The 17,985-nt window shown below is 70.3% G+C and carries 13 protein-coding genes; 6 read left to right on the forward strand and 7 right to left on the reverse strand.

The features are described 5' to 3' along the window. Positions 1–36 precede the first annotated feature (36 nt). Positions 37–645 (forward strand): dTDP-4-dehydrorhamnose 3,5-epimerase, encoded by a 609-nt coding sequence (gene rfbC, locus AB0I51_RS26225; protein ID WP_362979067.1) that lies wholly within the window; start codon positions 37–39, stop codon positions 643–645. Here rfbC and AB0I51_RS26230 read toward each other — a convergent pair. From AB0I51_RS26230 to AB0I51_RS26255, 6 genes are all read right to left on the reverse strand, one after another. Further along, positions 635–1,438 (reverse strand): class I SAM-dependent methyltransferase, encoded by an 804-nt coding sequence (locus AB0I51_RS26230; RefSeq protein ID WP_362979069.1) that lies wholly within the window; start codon positions 1,436–1,438, stop codon positions 635–637. The genes rfbC and AB0I51_RS26230 overlap by 11 nt on opposite strands. Continuing rightward, positions 1,435–2,316: a dTDP-4-dehydrorhamnose reductase gene (gene rfbD / locus AB0I51_RS26235; RefSeq protein ID WP_362979071.1), complete on the reverse strand. Its 882-nt coding sequence runs from the start codon at positions 2,314–2,316 to the stop codon at positions 1,435–1,437. Before rfbD ends, AB0I51_RS26230 begins: the two co-directional genes overlap by 4 nt. Next, the gene (gene rfbB / locus AB0I51_RS26240) at positions 2,316–3,287 is read right to left on the reverse strand and encodes a dTDP-glucose 4,6-dehydratase (protein ID WP_362979073.1); all 972 of its coding nucleotides are present in this window, start codon (positions 3,285–3,287) and stop codon (positions 2,316–2,318) included. Before rfbB ends, rfbD begins: the two co-directional genes overlap by 1 nt. Further along, on the reverse strand, positions 3,284–4,351 hold the full coding sequence (locus tag AB0I51_RS26245; RefSeq protein WP_362979075.1) for a glucose-1-phosphate thymidylyltransferase: 1,068 nt from the start codon (positions 4,349–4,351) through the stop codon (positions 3,284–3,286). The genes rfbB and AB0I51_RS26245 overlap by 4 nt, the downstream gene beginning before the upstream one ends. Before the next feature lie 91 nt (positions 4,352–4,442). Further along, positions 4,443–4,727: a hypothetical protein gene (locus AB0I51_RS26250; RefSeq protein WP_362979077.1), complete on the reverse strand. Its 285-nt coding sequence runs from the start codon at positions 4,725–4,727 to the stop codon at positions 4,443–4,445. Between the two features lie 81 nt (positions 4,728–4,808). Next, positions 4,809–7,241, reverse strand: coding sequence for a SpoIIE family protein phosphatase (locus AB0I51_RS26255; RefSeq protein ID WP_362979079.1), 2,433 nt, complete (start codon positions 7,239–7,241; stop codon positions 4,809–4,811). Between the two features lie 171 nt (positions 7,242–7,412). Here AB0I51_RS26255 and AB0I51_RS26260 point away from each other — a divergent pair, with 171 nt between their 5' ends. Further along, a complete protein-coding gene (locus AB0I51_RS26260; RefSeq protein ID WP_362979081.1) occupies positions 7,413–9,563 on the forward strand; it encodes a SpoIIE family protein phosphatase in 2,151 nt (716 codons plus the stop codon). A gap of 81 nt (positions 9,564–9,644) precedes the next feature. Here AB0I51_RS26260 and AB0I51_RS26265 read toward each other — a convergent pair whose 3' ends face one another. Continuing rightward, positions 9,645–11,039 carry a S1 family peptidase gene (locus tag AB0I51_RS26265; protein WP_362979083.1) on the reverse strand — a complete coding sequence of 465 codons (1,395 nt, stop codon included), beginning with the start codon at positions 11,037–11,039 and terminating at the stop codon, positions 9,645–9,647. Positions 11,040–11,800: 761 nt separating this feature from the next. Here AB0I51_RS26265 and AB0I51_RS26270 point away from each other — a divergent pair. The 4 genes from AB0I51_RS26270 to AB0I51_RS26285 all read left to right on the forward strand — a co-directional run bounded on the left by AB0I51_RS26270 (position 11,801) and on the right by AB0I51_RS26285 (position 17,966). Continuing rightward, positions 11,801–12,016 carry a type A2 lantipeptide gene (locus AB0I51_RS26270; RefSeq protein ID WP_362979085.1) on the forward strand — a complete coding sequence of 72 codons (216 nt, stop codon included), beginning with the start codon at positions 11,801–11,803 and terminating at the stop codon, positions 12,014–12,016. A 106-nt stretch (positions 12,017–12,122) separates the two neighbouring features. Continuing rightward, on the forward strand, positions 12,123–12,929 hold the full coding sequence (locus tag AB0I51_RS26275) for an HlyD family efflux transporter periplasmic adaptor subunit (RefSeq protein WP_362979087.1): 807 nt from the start codon (positions 12,123–12,125) through the stop codon (positions 12,927–12,929). After that, a complete protein-coding gene (locus AB0I51_RS26280; protein WP_362979089.1) occupies positions 12,926–15,148 on the forward strand; it encodes an NHLP family bacteriocin export ABC transporter peptidase/permease/ATPase subunit in 2,223 nt (740 codons plus the stop codon). The genes AB0I51_RS26275 and AB0I51_RS26280 overlap by 4 nt, the downstream gene beginning before the upstream one ends. A gap of 1 nt (position 15,149) precedes the next feature. Continuing rightward, positions 15,150–17,966, forward strand: a complete 2,817-nt coding sequence (locus AB0I51_RS26285) for an NHLP bacteriocin export ABC transporter permease/ATPase subunit (RefSeq protein ID WP_362979091.1) — start codon at positions 15,150–15,152, stop codon at positions 17,964–17,966. Positions 17,967–17,985 lie beyond the last annotated feature (19 nt).

Consider the following 17,985-nt stretch of genomic DNA (forward strand, 5'->3'; position numbering starts at 1 on the left):
CGCAGTACCCGAGCAAGCCATGGAGGACGGAAGAACGTGCGATCACTGGGGATTGAAGGCGCCTGGGTCCTGGAGCCCAAGGTCTTCCCTGACGACCGGGGCAGTTTCCACGAGTGGTACCGCGGCGAGGAGTTCCGCGAGGCCACCGGGTACGACCTGGAGCTGTCACAGGCCAACTGCTCGGTGTCGCGGCGTGGTGTGGTGCGCGGAGTGCACTTCTCCGACGTGCCGCCGAGCCAGGCCAAGTACGTCAAGTGCGTGCGCGGCGCCGTCCTCGACGTGATCGTGGACATCCGCGTCGGCTCTCCCACCTTCGGTCAGTGGGAGGCCGTCCGACTGGACGACGACAGCAAGCACGCCGTGTTCCTCGCGGAGGGCCTCGGGCACGCGTTCATGGCCCTGACCGACGACGCGACGGTCGTGTACCTGTGCTCGACGGGTTACTCGCCCGGCCGTGAGCACGGGATCAACCCGCTCGACCCGGCGCTGGGCATCGCCTGGCCGGAGGGTTTCGAGCCGGTGCTGTCGGAGAAGGACGCCGAGGCGCCGACATTGGCAGAGGCGGAGCAGTCAGGACTTCTTCCGTCCTACGCGGACTGCTCCGCCTACTACGAGCGACTGCGTGGTGGCCGGCTCAGCGACTGACGCTGAGCTGTTCCACCGCACGGCGCAGGGGCTCCCAGCCGCGGGACCGCTTGGTCCCGCGGTTGCGGGCGTTGGCGAGGGGGCCCCAGAAACCGGCGTCGAGCAGCGCCTCGGGCTTCACCGCGGTGGTGCGCTCCAGGATCGCCTCGGGCACCTTCTGCGGGTCCGGGACCTCGAACTCGGCGATGATCTCGTCGTACTTGTCCTTGAGGACGGTGCTGGTCGGGTCGGCGCCGAAGACCACGAGCTGTCCCGTGGGCTGGGTGTCGACCAGGACCGTCACCAGGTCCGGACGGTAGCGGGCGAGGATCTCGACCAGCTTGTACACGTCGCCGGTCCAGGCATCGGTGTGCCGGTCGCGGGCCGCCTCGTCGATGCTGCGCGGCAGCATGTCGTCGAAGACGATGACGCTGGCCCAGCCCGAGTGCTTCTCCACGTTGATGAAGTCGCGCAGCGCGTACTCGAAGAGGTGCATGCCGTCGATGAACGACAGGTCCAGCGTGGTGGTCTTCCACCAGCCCAACGGGCTCCGGTTGCGGGCCAGTTGACGCAGCGGGTGACGGCCGCCGCGCAGGTGCACCAGCGGGTTGTCCCGGGCGAAGAAGTCGTCACTGGTCGCCTTGGCCAGGTGGACGTCACAGCGGATCTCCGTGACCACCTTGAACGCGGGATCGATCGCGACGCTGGGCACCCGGGAGAGCGTCAGGCTGCGGCCGTCGTTGACGCCGATCTCCAGGTAGTTGCGGTTCGCGGTTGACTTGTGGAGCCCCCGCAGGAACTCATGACGTTTCACGAAGAAATCTCCTTGCGGATGTGAGGAAGTGCTTCGTGCAGGGCGGACCGCCAGTCCCTAGGCGGTTCCAGGCCGACCTCCCGCCACCGCTCGTGCCCCAGGGCACTGTAGGCGGGGCGGGGCGCGGGACGGACGAAAGCAGCGCTCGTGGTGGGGCGGACACGCTCCGGATCGGCGTCGATGAGCCGGAACACCTCCTGCGCGAGACCGTGCCAGCTGGTCTCACCGGAGCTGGTCGCGTGGAACACCCCGTGCGCGCCCTCGACCTGGCCGATACGGGCGCCGAGGTCGGCGATCCGTACGGCGACGTCGGCGGTCCAGGTCGGCTGTCCGTGCTGGTCGTCGACGACGTCGAGAGTGTCGCGACGTGCTTCCAGCTCGATCATCGTGCGGACGAAGTTACCCCCACAGGCTCCGTACAGCCAAGCCGTTCGGACAACCGCGCTGTTACCGGGCAGTTCGGCCAACACGGCCTGCTCGCCCGCCAGTTTGGTACGCCCGTACGCAGTGCGCGGAGCGGTGGCGTGATTCTCCGGATACGGCGTGCTGCGGGCCTCGCCGTCGAAGACGTAGTCGGTGGAGACGTGCACGAGCCGCGCGCCCGAGGCGGCGCAGGCGCGGGCGAGGAGCCGGGGCCCCTCGCCGTTGATGCGAAGGGCCCGCTCCTCGTCGGTCTCGGCGTCGTCGACGGCGGTGTACGCCGCGCAGTTCACCACCACGTCGGGGTGGTGCTCCGCGAACGCCCGGTCCACCGACGCGGGGTCGGTGATGTCCAGGGCGGCGCGGTCGAGACCGACGAACTGCTCACCGCGCCGGGCGAGTTCGTCCAGGACGTCGTGGCCGAGCATCCCGCCGGCACCGGTGACCAGCCACTTCATCAGCCGCGCTCCACCCTTGCCTTGAGCGGCTCCCACCAGGCGCGGTTGTCGCGGTACCAGGCGACGGTGTCGGCCAGGCCCGTGGCGAAGTCGTGCTTGGGGGTGTAGCCGAGCTCGTCGTGGATCTTGGACCAGTCGACGGAGTAGCGCAGGTCGTGGCCCTTGCGGTCCTCGACGCGCTCGACCCGGTCCCAGTCCGCGCCGCAGGCTTCGAGCAGCAGGCCGGTGAGCTCCTTGTTGCTGAGCTCGGTGCCGCCGCCGATGTTGTAGACCTCGCCGGCCCGGCCCTTGGTGCGCACGAGCTCGATGCCCTGGCAGTGGTCCTCGACGTGCAGCCAGTCGCGGACGTTGAGGCCCTCGCCGTAGAGCGGGACCTTCTTGCCGTCGAGGAGGTTGCTGACGAACAGCGGGATGACCTTCTCGGGGAACTGGTGCGGCCCGTAGTTGTTCGAGCAGCGGGTGACGCGCACGTCCAGGCCGTGGGTGCGGTGGTAGGCCAGGGCGAGCAGGTCGGAGGATGCCTTCGACGCGGAGTACGGCGAGTTGGGCGCCAGCGGGTGGGTCTCCGGCCACGAGCCGGACTCGATGGAGCCGTAGACCTCGTCGGTGGAGATGTGCACGAAGGGGACGTTGTAGCGCAGGGCCGCGTCGAGCAGGACCTGGGTGCCCACCACGTTGGTGCGGACGAAGTCGGCGGCGCCGTTGATCGAGCGGTCCACGTGGGACTCGGCCGCGAAGTGGACCACCTGGTCCGCCTCAGCCATCAGCTTGTCGACCAGTTCGGCGTCACAGATGTCGCCCTGGACGAACTCCAGGCGCGGGTGGCCTATTTCCAGGTTGTCGAGCGTGCCGGCGTACGTGAGCTTGTCCAGCACCGTGATGCGGGGCGCGTCAGGCGCGTCCGAGGCGAGGAGCATGCGGACGTACGCGGAACCGATGAAGCCGGCGGCGCCGGTGACGAGGAGATTCATGAACGGATCTGCACCTTGCTGTGGTCTCCGAGAACGAGGCGGTGGGCGCTGGGTACCCCCGGAGCGGGGGTCACTTCGACGTGCTTGCCGATGAGCGAGGACTCGATCCGGCCCACCCCGGCGATGGACGAGTCCTGCAGCACTATGGAGAACTCCAGCTCACTGTCGGTGATCCGGCAGTTCTCCGCGACCGAGGTGAACGGTCCGATGTAGGAGTCGCTCACGACGGTTCCGGACCCGATGACGACGGGTCCGACGATGCGCGAGCGCTCGATGCGCGCGCCCTCTTCGATCACCACGCGGCCGATGGTCTCGGAGACGTCGTCGACCTCGCCGTCGATGCGGCGGTCCATGGACTCCAGGACGGTCCGGTTGACCTCGAGCATGTCGACGACGTTGCCCGTGTCCTTCCAGTAGCCGTGGATGACCGAGGAGCGCACGTCGGCGCCGTCGTCGATCAGCTGCTGGATGGCGTGGGTGATCTCCAGCTCGCCGCGCCAGGACGGCTTGATGGCGCGCACCGCGTCGTGGATGGCGGGCGTGAAGAGGTAGACACCGACCAGAGCGAGGTCGCTCTTGGGGTGCTCCGGCTTCTCCTCCAGGCCGATGACCTGGCCGGATTCGCCGAGTTCGGCGACGCCGAAGGAGCGCGGGTCGGGCACGTGGGTGAGCAGGATCTGCGCGTCGGGCTTGTTGGCCTGAAAGCCCTCGACGAGACCGGTGATGCCGCCGACGATGAAGTTGTCACCGAGGTACATCACGAAGTCGTCGTCGCCGAGGTACTCGCGCGCGATCAGAACGGCGTGGGCCAGTCCGAGAGGACGGTCCTGCGGGATGTAGGTGATCTTCAGGCCGAACTTCGACCCGTCACCCACCGCCTCCTCGATCTCCGCCGCGGTGTCACCGACGATGATGCCGACCTCGGTGATTCCCGCGTCGGCGAGCGATTCGAGCCCGTAGAAAAGGACGGCCTTGTTGGCCACCGGGACGAGCTGTTTTGCCGATGTGTGTGTGATCGGCCTCAGGCGGGATCCAGTGCCGCCGGAGAGAACGAGAGCCTTCATCGCTTCACCTTAGCGTCATCTTCGGACGCGCATCGTTCCTCCCTATGTTCGTTTATTACGACCATCCAACGATAGGTGGGACGGGAGGTGTCTAATCGCCCGCCTGATCGGACAATTCACCCGCCGCCCGCTCGACGTCGGCGACGACCTCGGCCCGGTCGAGGCCCTCGTCCTTGGCATACTCGCCCACCGCGGCCTGCGCGTCACGACTCAGGTCGCGCCAGGCCCGCCAGGCGGTCTCGTAGGTCTCGGTCTGGGCCTCGGTCCAGGGTTCGTGGGCGGGTGCGCCGAGGGCGTCCCGCATCTCCTTGACCCGGCCGCGCGCCTGGTCGGCCGCGCGCTGCTTCTCGACCAGTTCCTCGAAGGTGTGTGCCACAAACAGGCACCCCATCACGGGGAACGCGTACAGGCGCCGCGACCTGCCGCTATGTGCCCCGACGGGCACCCGTGCGGCCGTCTACCGGTCGAACGCGATCTCGGCCCACACCTGTTTGCCGCCGCTCACCGGCACCGTGCCCCAGGCCGCCGACACGGCCTCGACGAGGAGGATCCCGCGGCCTCCGGTGGCCTCCCAGCCGATGCTGGTCGGCTTCACCGGGGTGCGCGGCGACGAGTCGGCGACGGCGACGCGGAACCGGTGGTTGACGAGGGTGAGGTCGAGGCGGACCGGGCCGTCGGTGTGCACGAGGGCGTTGGTGACCAGCTCGGAGACGACGAGGAGGATGGTGTCGACCTCGTCGGTGACGCCCCAGACGCGCAGGGTGCGCTTGGTGAAGCGGCGGGCGTGCCGGGCCGCCTCGGGGACGCGCCACACCGTCCAGTTCTCGCGCCGGGGCCGGGTGGCGAGGCCGTCGTAGCGCATGAGGAGCAGGGCCACGTCGTCGTCGCGGCGGGCGTTGCCGAGCAGGGCGTCGGCGACGAGGCCGAGGTGGGCGGGGTCGGAGACGGCGAGACCGTGGGCGAGCCGGTCGAGGCCCTCGTCGATGTCGGCCTCCTTGGACTCCACGAGGCCGTCGGTGGTCAGCGCGATGACGGTGCCGGGCTGGAGCCGCAGCGGGCTCATCGGGAAGTCGGCCTGCGTGACCACGCCGAGCGGTGGGCCGCCGTCCAGGTCGGGGATCTCGGTACCGCCGTCCGGGTGACGCAGGACGGGCGGCAGATGACCGGCCCGCACATACCAGGCGGAGCCCTCCTCCATGTCGACGTCGACATAGCAGCAGGTGGCGAAGAGGTCGGTCTCCAGGTCGATGAGGAGCCGGTTGGCGTGCGAGACGACGACGTCGGGCGGGTGTCCCTCGACGGAGTAGGCGCGCAGCGCGGTGCGCATCTGCCCCATGAGGGTGGCGGCGCCCGCGTTGTGGCCCTGGACGTCGCCGATAACGAGGGCGACGTGGTTGTCGGGCAGCGGGATCACGTCGTACCAGTCGCCGCCGACCTCAAGACCGGCCGTGGTCGGCAGGTAGCGGGCGACGGCGACCCCGCCGGGCAGTTTCGGCAGCCTGCGCGGCAGCAGCTGGCGTTGGAGCATGCCGACGAGTTCGTGCTCGGCGTCGAAGGCGTGGGCGCGCATCAGGGCCTGTCCGGCGAGGCCGGCGGAGGCGGTGAGCAGGGCGCGTTCGTCGGGGCCGAAGACGTGCGGGTCGTCCCAGCCGATCAGACAGGCCCCCGACACCCGGCCGCCGGCGGACAGCGGCAGCACGGCGAGGCCGCCCGGTCCGACCTCGGCGAGGGCGGGTTCCAGGTCGGTGCCGGCGGGCCAGATCGCGGCGCGGCCCTCGCGCAGGGCGGCGGCGAGGGTGGGCATGGTGCGCACGGGCGCGTCGGGCCACTCGCTGCGCCACTCCTGGCGCCACAGCTCGGGCCAGGACTCGGGTTCGGGCGGGTCGAGGACGGTGACGACGAGCCGGTCGCCCTCCAGCTCGGCGAGCGCGATCCGGTCGGCGCGCAGCGGTTTGCGCAGGGCGGCGACCACGGCCTGGCTCACGTCTCGGACCGTGCCGGCCATGGCGAGGGCGGCGGCGAGACGCTGGACGCGGGCCACGTCGTTGACGCCGGAGCGCAGCTGGGAGGCGTCGCCGACGGTGCCGACGAGACGGGCCGGGCGGCCGTCGCCGCCGGGCAGGAGCCGGCCGCGCAGCCGCAGCCACTTCGGTGGTCCCGAGGGCTGCAGGACCCGGAACTCCAGCTCCCGGTCGCCGATGGCCATGTGGTCGGCCTCGACGACGGACATCAGCGAGGGCAGGTCCTCCGGCACGGTCAGTCCGAGGAGGGTCTCGACCTTGCCGTCGAAGTCGTCCGGGCCCAGGCCGAACAGCGTCAGGATGTCGCCGCCGACCTCGACCCGTCCGGTGTCCATGGCCAGGTCGAAGGAGCCCGCGGACAGTTCCTCGCCCGCCACGGCCACGTCCGGGACCGGGATCGCGACCGCCTCGGCGATCAGCGCGAGGCAGGCGCGGTCGTCGGTGTCGAAACCGGCCGGGTGCTCGCTCACCGCGAGCAGACAGCCGCCATCGCGCACGGGCAGGGCCGCCAGATGGAACTCCCCGGTCGGCAGCCGTCGCGAGTCGCAGCCGGCGGCCAGTTCCTCGGGGCCGAGCCACACCGGGTGCCCGGCCCGCCGTACCTCGGCGACCGGTGCTCCCCCGGACGCCGGATAGCCGTCCCGCAGGCCGTACAGCGTGCGCGGCACACCGACCGACTCGGCCAGGCACAGCAGGTCGGCCTCACCGGACGTGTACACCCCGGCGAAGGTCGCGCCGGCGAAGACGAGGGTCTGTTCGAGGACCCGGCGCAGCCGTTCGCGGGAGTCGAGATCGGTGGTGATCGTTTTGAGGGCAAGTTCGGCCCGCAGCGTTCTCGTTCTGCGTCCCTCAGAGCCCTCACTGACCACGTCCGCAATTACAGCGCTTATGCGGCTGCCGCGCAGCCCCTGTGACCGTTCCGTGGAGATGAGGGGCCGGATGGCCCTCGGTGCTGTGCCGCGGCACAGCTCGCCGTGCGCGTCGGGCCCGCAGGGTGGAGCCTGACTCTGAGTCCCGAAACGGCACGGCCGGGCGAGGAGGTGGTCGGCGTGTCCGACGGGCAGTTGTCCCAGCAGGTGTCCGGAGGGGCGCCGGTCGGCCGGCCGATGCTGTCGCTCGCGCTGGCCGCGATGATGGACGCCGTCCACGCGCACTCGGGCGCGGTGTATCTGCTGACGCCCGACGAACCGGTGCTGGAGATGGCGGTGATGGCGGGCCTGCCCCGGGCGTTCGCCGCGCCCTGGGAGCGGGTGGGGCTGAGCGCGCCGATCCCGGTCGCCGAGGCGGTGCGCGAGCAGCGGCTGATCTGGGTCGGCGGCGAGGAGGACATGGCCCGCCGCTATCCGCGGATCGCGGTCGTGCTGCCGTATCCCTTCGCGCTGGCGGCGGTGCCGGTGGCCACCGGGTCCACGGTCTACGGCTCGGTCTTCGTGACCTGGCCCGGTTCGCATCCGCCGGTGCTGTCCGACCGGGACCGCGAGCAGTTGACCAGCGCCTGCGACCGGCTCGCGGTGCGGCTGGAGCGGGCTGTGGAGGAGCGCCGCCCGGCGCGTGCGGAGCCCGATCTGCTGGCGACGGGGCCCGCGACGAGTGTGGCCGGGACGCTGGGCACGGTCGAGGCGGCGCGGATGGTGGCCCGGCTGCCGTACGGGCTGTGTTCGCTGGATCTGCACGGGCGGGTGGGCTTCGCGAACTCGGCGGCCGGGGAGCTGCTCGGCAAGTCGGTGAGCGGTCTGCTGGGCACCCAGCTGTGGGCGGCGGTGCCCTGGCTCAACGACCCGGTGTACGAGGACCGTTACCGGGCCGCACTGCTCAGTCAGCAGGTCACGTCGTTCGTGGCGCTGCGTCCACCGGGCGAGTGGCTGTCGTTCCGGATGTATCCGAACACGACCGGGCTGAGTGTGCGGATCAGCCGGGCGCGGGCGGTGACGGAGCTGGGGCGGGCGGCACCGCGGGTGGGAGAAGGGCCGTCGCGCCTTGTGACCATCTCCCAGGTACTGAGCCTGGCGGGGGCGCTGACCGAGGCGGTCGGGGTGGAGGACGTGGTGCAGCTGATCGCGGACGAGGTCGCGCCGGCCGTGGGCAGTCAGGCGCTGGTTGTGCTCGGTTCGCGGGGCGGGCGGCTGCATGTGCTGGGACACCGCGGTTATCCCGATCCGCAGGTGGTGGAGCGCTTCGACGGGATGGAGCTGACCGAGTCGACGCCGGGTACGGCCGCGCTGAACAGCGGGGTGCCCGCGTTCTTCGATTCGCGGCGGGACCTGGAGCGGCTGTATCCGAGCCGGCACGCCACCCCTGACGGGTTCGCGGCCTGGGCGTATCTGCCGCTGGTGGCGTCCGGTCGGCCGGTGGGCACCTGTGTGCTGGCGTATGCCGAGCCGCATGTCTTCCCCGCGGACGAGCGGGCGGTGCTGACGAGTCTGGGCGGGCTGATCGCGCAGGCGCTGGAGCGTGCGCTGCTCTACGACGCGAAGTACCAGCTGGCCCACGGACTGCAGGCCGCACTGCTGCCGCACTCGCTGCCGTCGCTGCCGGGCATCGAGGCCGCCGCCCGCTATCTGCCTGCCACCCAGGGCATGGAGATCGGCGGCGACTTCTACGACCTGGTGACCACCTCGGGTCCGGCGGCGGTGATCGGCGACGTCCAGGGGCACAACGTGACCGCGGCCGGGCTGATGGGCCAGATCCGAACGGCCGTCCGCGCGTACACGACCGTCGGTCAGGCCCCGGAGGAGGTCATGCGCAGCACCAACCGGCTGCTGATCGACCTGGGCGTCGAGCTGTTCGCGAGCTGTCTGTATCTACGGCTGGATCCCGCGCGCGGTACGGCCGTGATGGCGCGGGCCGGGCATCCGCCGCCGCTGCTGCGCCGTCCGGACGGGCGGGTGCGGGTGCTGGACCTGGCCGGTGGTCCCTTGCTGGGCATCGACGCCGACGCGACCTATCCGACGACGGAGGTGAATCTCGCGCCCGGTTCGGTCCTCGCGCTCTACACCGACGGGCTCATCGAGTCGCCCGGCGTCGACATCGAGGACGCCCTGGCCGAACTGGGGCAACGCCTCGCAGCGGCCGGGGACCTGCCGCTGGAGGAGATCGCCGACGAACTGGTGCGGTACAGCGCCGCGGCGCGGGAGCGGATCGACGACGTGGCGCTGCTTCTGCTGCGGGCCCGGGAGCCGGGTCGGAACTGACGTACACGCAGGGCGGTCCGGCCCTCCCGCCGGAGGGCCGGACCGATCCACCGCCGACCTGAAACTCTGGAAGGGGTCGGATCAGTGGCTTGAGGTGAGCGAGGAACCGTCGCCGGTTCCGGTGCCCGTGCCATCGCCGGTCGCGTCACCGCTGCCGTCGGTCGCGGACGGGTCCACGGCTCCGGACTGGTCGCCCGTGCCGTCGGTCGCGGACGGGTCGACCGCTCCGGACTGGTCACCGGTGCCGTCGGTGGCCGACGGGTCGGCGGCGGTCGCCGACGGGTCCGCCGTGGCGGTGTCGCCGCCCGCACCCGCGCCCGCGCCGGCACCCGCGTCGCCGAGGGTGGCCCCGGTCGCCGTGAGCGCGGCGGTGACCGGCTGGAAGAAGGTCTCGCCGCCGCTGGTGCAGTCGCCGCTGCCGCCGGAGGTGAGGCCGACCGCGCCGCCGTCCTGGGTGAAGAGGGAGCCGCCGCTGTCACCCGCCTCGGCGCAGACGTCCGTCTGGATGAGGCCGTTGACGGTGTCGACACCGTTGGGGTCGGTCTCGCTCTGGAAGTTGACGGTCGCGTCGAGACCGGTGACCGTGCCGTCGTGCAGACCGGTGGTGGAGCCCATCCGGAAGACCTGGGTGCCGACCGTGGCGTCCTCGGCCTGGGTGATCTGGACGGTCTGGCCGTTGCCCACGTTGACGTCGCTCGTGGTCTGGGTGGCCGGGTCGTCGTACTTCACCAGGGAGAAGTCGTTGCCGGGGAAGACGGCCTGGTCGACCGTGGCGATCGGCTGGCCGTCCTGCGTGTCGGACCACTGCTTCGCCGCGACGCCGCAGTGTCCGGCGGTCAGGAAGGCGGGCGTGCCGTCGCTCGCGGTGACGTTGAAGCCGAGGGAGCAGCGGACTCCGCCCTGGGCGGTCTGGGCGAAGATGGCGTCGCCGCCCGACACCAGCGTCTTGAAGGAGCCGCCGGTCTTCTTGACCGTGGCCATGTCCGTGCCGAGGCTCTTGACGGTCGACAGCACGGTGTCCCACTTGCTGCCCGTGACGGTGCTGTCGGCGAGGACCTGGATCTTGTTGGTCTTCGGGTCGACGGACCAGGCGGTGCCGGGGATGGTGGCCTTGGTCTTCAACACCTTGGCAGCGGCAGTGAGTTCGGCGGTGCTGTTCTGCACCTCGCGCACCTTGGCGCCGGCCTTCTCCGCCTGTACGACGACGTTGTTGTTGTCGCCGGAGATCACGTTGACGACGAGCTGCTGGGTGGCGCTGTCGTAGTAGGACCCGGCGAAGGCGTCACCGAGCAGTCCGGCGATCTGCGAGGAGAGGTCCGAGGCGCCCGTCGCCTTGAGGGTCTTGGGGGTGGCGGCGCCTGCCGAGTTGTCCTGGGACGCGTTGGCGTTCGGCAGCAGGATCGCCGCCGCTCCGAGTGCAGCGACACCGCCGACAGCTATCGCGGCCTTGCGCTTCGGAATTCGCTTGTGACTCAAACTTCTCGACCTCCTGGGGACCGGGGTCTGTGCCGCCGGGGGTGGCGGCTTATGGGGGCGCCTGGATGCCCGTTGATACGCACGTGTCACGCGAGGTGTTCAATTCCGTTTCTCAACTTCCTTTGCGAAAACGCGAATCGGCCATGCCCGAGCGCTGACCCGGTAGGGGTACGAGGTGGCTTCGGGCCTGTGCCCACGGCATGACGGGCCCTCCGCGTCCGGTGTGCGCCGAGCGGCCGGATGTCTTGATCGAATCGGTGGCCGCCCGAACCGCCGCGTGCGCGCGCCCAGTTACCCGACTCCCGCCCCCGGAACAGAAAGCGATCGATCAGTAACGTTCCGTCGAGAACGGCGAGCGGAATCCCGGCTTCAGGGAATCTGCACAGCGCGTACCCAACGAAGCCACCGGATCCGGCGGATCTGCACATGCACACGCTCCACGGAGCGCCTTTGGTGGGGAGTGCCCGATTCCGCTTCGGCGCCGCAAGCCCTCCTGCGGAGCGATGCCGTGCAGCGTGTGAAGAACTCGCCGACACCTCGTGCCCACGCCTGCACGGTTCGCATCTCCTGAGGCTCAAGTGCCCTGGTGGGACAAGAGTTTGATTGGCTGCGCCCGTCAGCGGCGTGCTTTGATCCATCGCACCGCAGGAGCCGATGGGGCTCCGGAAACGGCGCCCGACGCCTGCGGTCGCGGCCGTCGTCTGTCCCCCAGAGGGGGCCGCTCCCCCCTTGTGAATATCCATATGAAGGGAAGTTCCATCATGAACTCCACCCCCCAGGTCGAGACCGTCGAGATCTCCGACGCCGAGCTCGACAACGTCTCCGGCGGCCTGTCCCTGAACGCCCTCAGCACCGTCACCGGTGTGGTGGACGGCGTCGCCCCGGTCTCCGGCCTGGTCGACACGGTCGTCGGCACCGTCGAGGGTGCCACCGGCCTGAACGTGACCCCGGTCACGAACCTGGTCGCCGGTCTCTGATCGCACCTTGTTACACCGAGTCCCGGAGCCGTTTCCCGGCTCCGGGACTTTCGGGTGCCGTATTCGTGTGCCGTAAAAGATCTCTCCCACAGGTGAGGGAAGTCCCGTGCAGTTCCGCCAACAGGCCCTCGCCAAGCTCCAGTCGCCCGAAGAGCTCGATCTTCCGGTGCGCTTCGCGCGTCCCCAGGGCTGGCTCGTGCTCTGTGTGACGGTGGTCGTCGTGGCCGCCGCCTCCGTGTGGGCGGTGACCGGTTCCGTGGCCTCCACGGTCGGGGCGTCCGCCATCCTCACGCACGGGGAGGGCAGTTACATCCTGCAGAGCCCGGTCGCCGGCCAGGTCACCGCCGTCGTCGCCCAGGAGGGCGAACGGCTGCCGGCCAACTCCCCTGTCCTCCAGGTCCGTACGGCCGAGGGCGACTCCGTCGTGCGCACGGTCGCCGCGGGCCGGATCACCGCGCTCGCCGCCACCATCGGCCAGATCATCCAGACGGGCGCGAACGTCGCCGCCGTGGAGAAGGTCGCGCGCGCCACCGACCCGCTCTACGCGACGGTGTACGTCCCCGCCGAGAACGCGGCCTCCATCCCCGCGAACGCTGCCGTCGACCTGACCGTCTCGTCCGTGCCGACACAGACCTACGGCGTACTGCGCGGCCATGTGAAGGCCGTGGACCGGTCCGCCCAGTCGGCGCAGCAGATCGCCGCGTTCCTCGGGGACAGCCAGCTGGGCGAGCAGTTCACCAAGAAGGGCAGGCCGGTGGCCGTGCTGGTGAAACTCGACAGGTCGGCGCGCACGAAGAGCGGTTACAAGTGGTCGTCCGCCGACGGGCCGCCGTTCGCGCTCACCTCCATGACCATGGCCTCGGCCTCCATCCGGCTGGCCGATCAGCGTCCCCTCGATTGGCTGCTGCCGTGAGCCCCGCACAGGACACCCGAAGCAGACGCCGCTCCGCGCCGCCGAAGCGCCCGGTGCCCAAGGGCCGTGCGAAGACGGTCCGTTCACCCACCGTGCTCCAGATGGAGGCGGTGGAATGCGGCGCCGCCTCCCTCGCGATGGTCCTCGGCTTCTACGGCCGTCACATCCCGCTGGAGGAACTGCGCATCGCCTGCGGTGTCTCCCGCGACGGCTCGCGCGCCAGCAACCTCCTCAAAGCGGCACGCAGTTACGGCCTCACGGCCAAGGGCATGCAGATGGACACCGCCGCGCTCGCCGAAGTGCGGTCCCCCGCCATCCTGTTCTGGGAGTTCAACCACTACGTCGTCTACGACGGCATGGGCCGCCGCTTCGGCCGGCGCGGGGTGTACATCAACGACCCCGGCAAGGGCCGCCGGTTCGTGCCCATGGAGGACTTCGACTCCAGTTTCACCGGAGTCGTGCTGGTCATGGAGCCGGGCGACGGCTTCGAGAAGGGCGGCCGCAAGCCGGGCGTACTGGGTGCGATGCCCGCCCGGCTGCGCGGCACCGCGGGCACGATGCCCGCCGCCGTCCTCTCCAGCCTGCTGCTGGTCCTGGTCGGCGCGGCGATGCCCGCGCTCAGCCGCACCTACATCGACATGTTTCTGATAGGTGGTCAAACCTCCCTGCTGGGCGTGCTGTTCGCGTCCATGGGGACCTGTGTGCTGCTCACGCTGGTGCTGACCTGGCTGCAACAGGCGAACCTGCTGCACGGCCGCATCATCTCCTCCACCCTCTCCAGCGCCCGTTTCCTGCGCCATCTGCTGCGGCTGCCGGTGACGTTCTTCTCCCAGCGCAGCCCGGCCGACCTGGTCCAGCGCCTCCAGTCCAACGACTCCGTCGCCGAGACGCTGGCCCGCGATCTCTCGGCGGCCGGCGTGGACGCCGTGGTCGTGGTGCTCTACGCGGTGCTCCTCTATACGTACGACCCCCAACTCACGTACGTAGGTATAGGTGTTGCGCTGCTGAACGTGGTGGCGATGCGCGTCGTCGTCCGGCTGCGCGCGACCCGGACCGCGAAACTGCGCGCCGACTCCGCCCGGCTCACCAACACGGCTTACACCGGGCTCCAGTTGATCGAGACGATGAAGGCGACCGGCGGCGAGGACGGCTACTTCCGCAAGTGGGCCGGGCAGCACGCCACCACCCTGGAGGAGCAGCAGCGGCTCGGGGTGCCGAGCGCCTGGCTGGGCGTCGTCGCTCCGACGCTGGCCTCTCTCAACAGCGCGCTGATCCTGTGGATCGGCGGTATGCGGGCCGTCGAAGGGCACATCTCCGTCGGCCTGTTGGTCGCCTTCCAGGCCCTGGTCACCCGCTTCACCGCGCCGATCACCCGGCTCAACGGCGTCGCGGGCCGCATCCAGGACTTCGCGGCCGACGTGGCCCGCCTCAAGGACGTCGAGAACTTCCAGGCGGACCCCCTCTACTCCCGTGCGGGCGGCGCCGATTCGACCCGCCGGCTCCAGGGACACGTCGAGCTGGAGAACATCACCTTCGGCTACAGCCCCCTCGACAAGCCCCTCCTCACCGGCTTCTCGCTCACCGTCGGGCCGGGCCAGCAGGTGGCGCTGGTCGGCGGCTCCGGCAGCGGCAAGTCAACGGTGTCCAGGCTGATTTCGGGGCTCTACACGCCCTGGGAGGGCGTGATCCGCATCGACGACCACCGGCTGGAGGACATTCCGCGCGGCGCGCTCGCCGCCTCCGTTTCCTTCGTCGACCAGGACGTGTTCCTCTTCGAGGGCTCGGTCCGCGACAACGTGGCGCTGTGGGATCCGTCGATCCCGGACGAGGCCGTGACGGACGCGCTGCGGGACGCGGCCCTTTACGACGTGGTGATGCGGCGTCCCGGCGGTATCCACAGCCGGGTCGAGCAGGACGGGCGCAACTTCTCCGGCGGTCAGCGCCAACGCCTGGAGATCGCACGGGCGTTGGTGCGCCGGCCCAGCATCCTGGTGCTCGACGAGGTGACGAGCGCGCTGGACGCGGAGACCGAGCTGGTCGTGATGGACAACCTGCGCAAGCGCGGCTGCGCCTGTGTGGTGATCGCCCACCGGCTCAGCACGGTGCGCGACAGCGACGAGATCGTCGTCCTCGAACACGGCACGATCGTGGAACGCGGCCGGCACGACGCCCTGGTGGCGGCCGGTGGCGCGTACGCCACGCTGGTCAAGGAGCGGTGAGATGACGTCCGTCCACGAAGGCGACCTGGTCCTCGGCGCGCTGGGATCCCTGGGCACACCGATCGACTGCGCCGGCTTCAACCGCCTCGACCTCGAAGGCCCGCAGGTGCTCTGGCTGGTCGCGTCGGGTGCCATCGACCTCTTCGCGGTGGACGCCGAACAGCAGGGGCACTGGCACCACCTCGGCCGGCTGGAGGCGGGCGCACTGCTGCTGGGCCCGGTCGCCGGCCCCCAACACACGCTGGTGGCACGCCCGTTGCGGGACTGCGTGGTGCACCGGATCAACCTGCGTGAGCTGTACCAGCCCGCGAACACCCAGACCTGGTCGTACGACGAGTACGGCAACCCCCAGTACGTGCCCCCGACTTCGAGCCCCCTCGAATACGCCCTCGCCCTCGGTGTCGGCCGCGGCCTCTCCATCCTCTTCCAGGCGCCGATGGCAACCGAACGGGCCGCCGCGCTCACCGACGACGACGTCTTCTGGATGCAAGTGCCCCCGGGCAGCGTGCAGTACGGGTCGTTGTACGGCGCGGAGGCGGCGGCCGATCTGCTGATGGACCCGGGTGTCTGGCAGGGCATGGTCGACCAGCAGTACCGGCTGTTGTCCACGCTGGACAAGTGGATCGAGCAGCTGGAGCGCACCCACGAGACGCGAACCGCCGCCGGCATCAAGGCCGGTGAGGCGGTGCGCGCCCAGGCCGACCGGACGCTGCTCGCGTCGATCGGCAAGTCATCGGCGCGGCGCACGACGGCCGCGGATGCCGACGCGTCGTACGCGGCCTGCAAGTTGGTCGCCGAGGCGGCCGGCATCACCCTCGCCGAACCCGCGCAGAGCGGCAGCGAGAGCGAGCGTCTGGACCCGGTCGAGCGGATCGCTCTCGCCTCCCGGGTCCGGGTGCGGGCCGTACGACTCGACGGACGCTGGTGGCGGGACAACCTCGGTCCGCTGGTGGGCCATCGGGGGCTGTCCGGGGCTCCGGTCGCACTGCTGTGGCGGCGCGGCGGCTATGTCGCCGTACACCCGGCGACGGGCCGCGAGACGCCGATCGAGAAGGCGAACGCGGAGGAGTTCGAGCCGCGCGCGGTGATGTTCTACCGCCCGCTGCCCGAGCGTCGGCTCAGTCCGCTGAGGCTGTTGCGCTTCAGCATGCAGGGCACCGGAAGCGATCTCTCCAACCTGCTGATCAGCGGACTGGTGACGGTCGCGATCGGGGCGCTGGTGCCGATCGCGACGGGCAAGGTGCTGGGCGAGTTCGTGCCGAAGGCGCAGACCGGCCTGATCGTGCAGGTCTGTCTGGCCGTGATGGTGACGAGCGTGGTGGCGGCGGCCTTCCTGCTGCTGGAGAACCTCACCATGCTCCGTCTGGAGGGCCGGATCGAAGCCACGCTCCAACCGGCGGTCTGGGACCGCCTGTTGAGGCTGCCGACGAAGTTCTTCACCGAACGCTCGACGGGCGAGCTGGCGAGCGCGGCGATGGGCATCAGCTCGATCCGCCGCCTGCTGGCGGGAGTTGGCCCCGTCGTCGCCCAGTCGGTGACGGTCGGCGCGATGAACCTGGGGCTGCTGTTCTGGTACAGCCCCTCGATGGCACTCGCCGCGATCGGCATGCTCGTCGTGATCGCCGCAGTGTTCCTGGGCCTCGGTCTGTGGCAGGTGCGCTGGCAGCGCAGGCTGGTCGTGCTCGGCAACAAGCTGAACAACCAGGCGTTCCAAACGCTGCGCGGACTGCCGAAGTTGCGGGTGGCGGCGGCGGAGAACTACGCCTACGCGGCCTGGGCCTCGGAGTTCGCGCGCAGCCGTGAACTCCAGCAGAGGGTCGGCCGGATCAAGAACCTCACCACGGTGATGGGCGCGGTGTACCTGCCCGTCTGCACCCTGCTGATGTTCATGCTGCTCGCGGGCCCGGCACGCGGCTCGATGTCGGCCGCCGACTTCCTCACCTTCAACACCTCGGTGACGATGGTCCTGACCTCCGTCACCAGCCTGACCGGCGCCTTCGTCTCGGTGGTCTCCGCACTGCCGCTGTTCGAGGAGATCAGGCCGGTCCTGGACGCGGCCCCGGAGGTCCGCACCGCCAGCACCCGCCCCGGACAGCTGTCCGGCGCGATCGAGGCCCGCCGCCTGTCCTTCCGGTACGCCGACGACGGCCCCCTCGTCCTCGACGACGTGTCCTTCGAGGTCCGCGCGGGCGAGTTCGTGGCGATCGTCGGCCCCAGCGGCTGCGGCAAGTCCACTCTGCTGCGCCTCCTCATCGGCTTCGACAAACCGGTCTCCGGCAGCGTCCTCTACGACGGCCAGGACCTGGGCGCCCTCGACCAGTCGGCGGTGCGGCGGCAGTGCGGGGTGGTGCTCCAGCACGCGCAGCCGTTCACCGGTTCCGTCCTGGACGTCATCTGCGGCACCGAGCCGTTCACGCCGGAGGAGGCGATGGCGGCGGCCGAGATGGCGGGGCTCGCCGAGGACATCAAGCGGATGCCGATGGGCCTGCACACCATCGTCGCGGGCAGCGGCGCGGTCTCGGGCGGTCAGCGTCAACGCCTCATGATCGCGCAGGCGTTGATCCGCCGGCCGCGCATCCTCTTCTTCGACGAGGCGACCAGTGCCCTCGACAACGAGACCCAGCGCACGGTGATCGAGAGCACCAAGGCACTCAACGCCACCCGGATCGTCATCGCGCACCGCCTGTCGACCGTCCTGGACGCCGACCGCGTGGTCGTCATGGAGGACGGCAAGGTCGCCCAACAGGGCCCGCCCGCACAACTGTTGGCGGACACGGGCGGCCGCCTGCACGAGCTGGTCCGGCGGCAGATGGCGTGACGGGTCGGTCCGGGCCGGG

Source organism: Streptomyces sp. NPDC050549 (assembly GCF_040655035.1).
Taxonomy (GTDB): domain Bacteria; phylum Actinomycetota; class Actinomycetes; order Streptomycetales; family Streptomycetaceae; genus Streptomyces.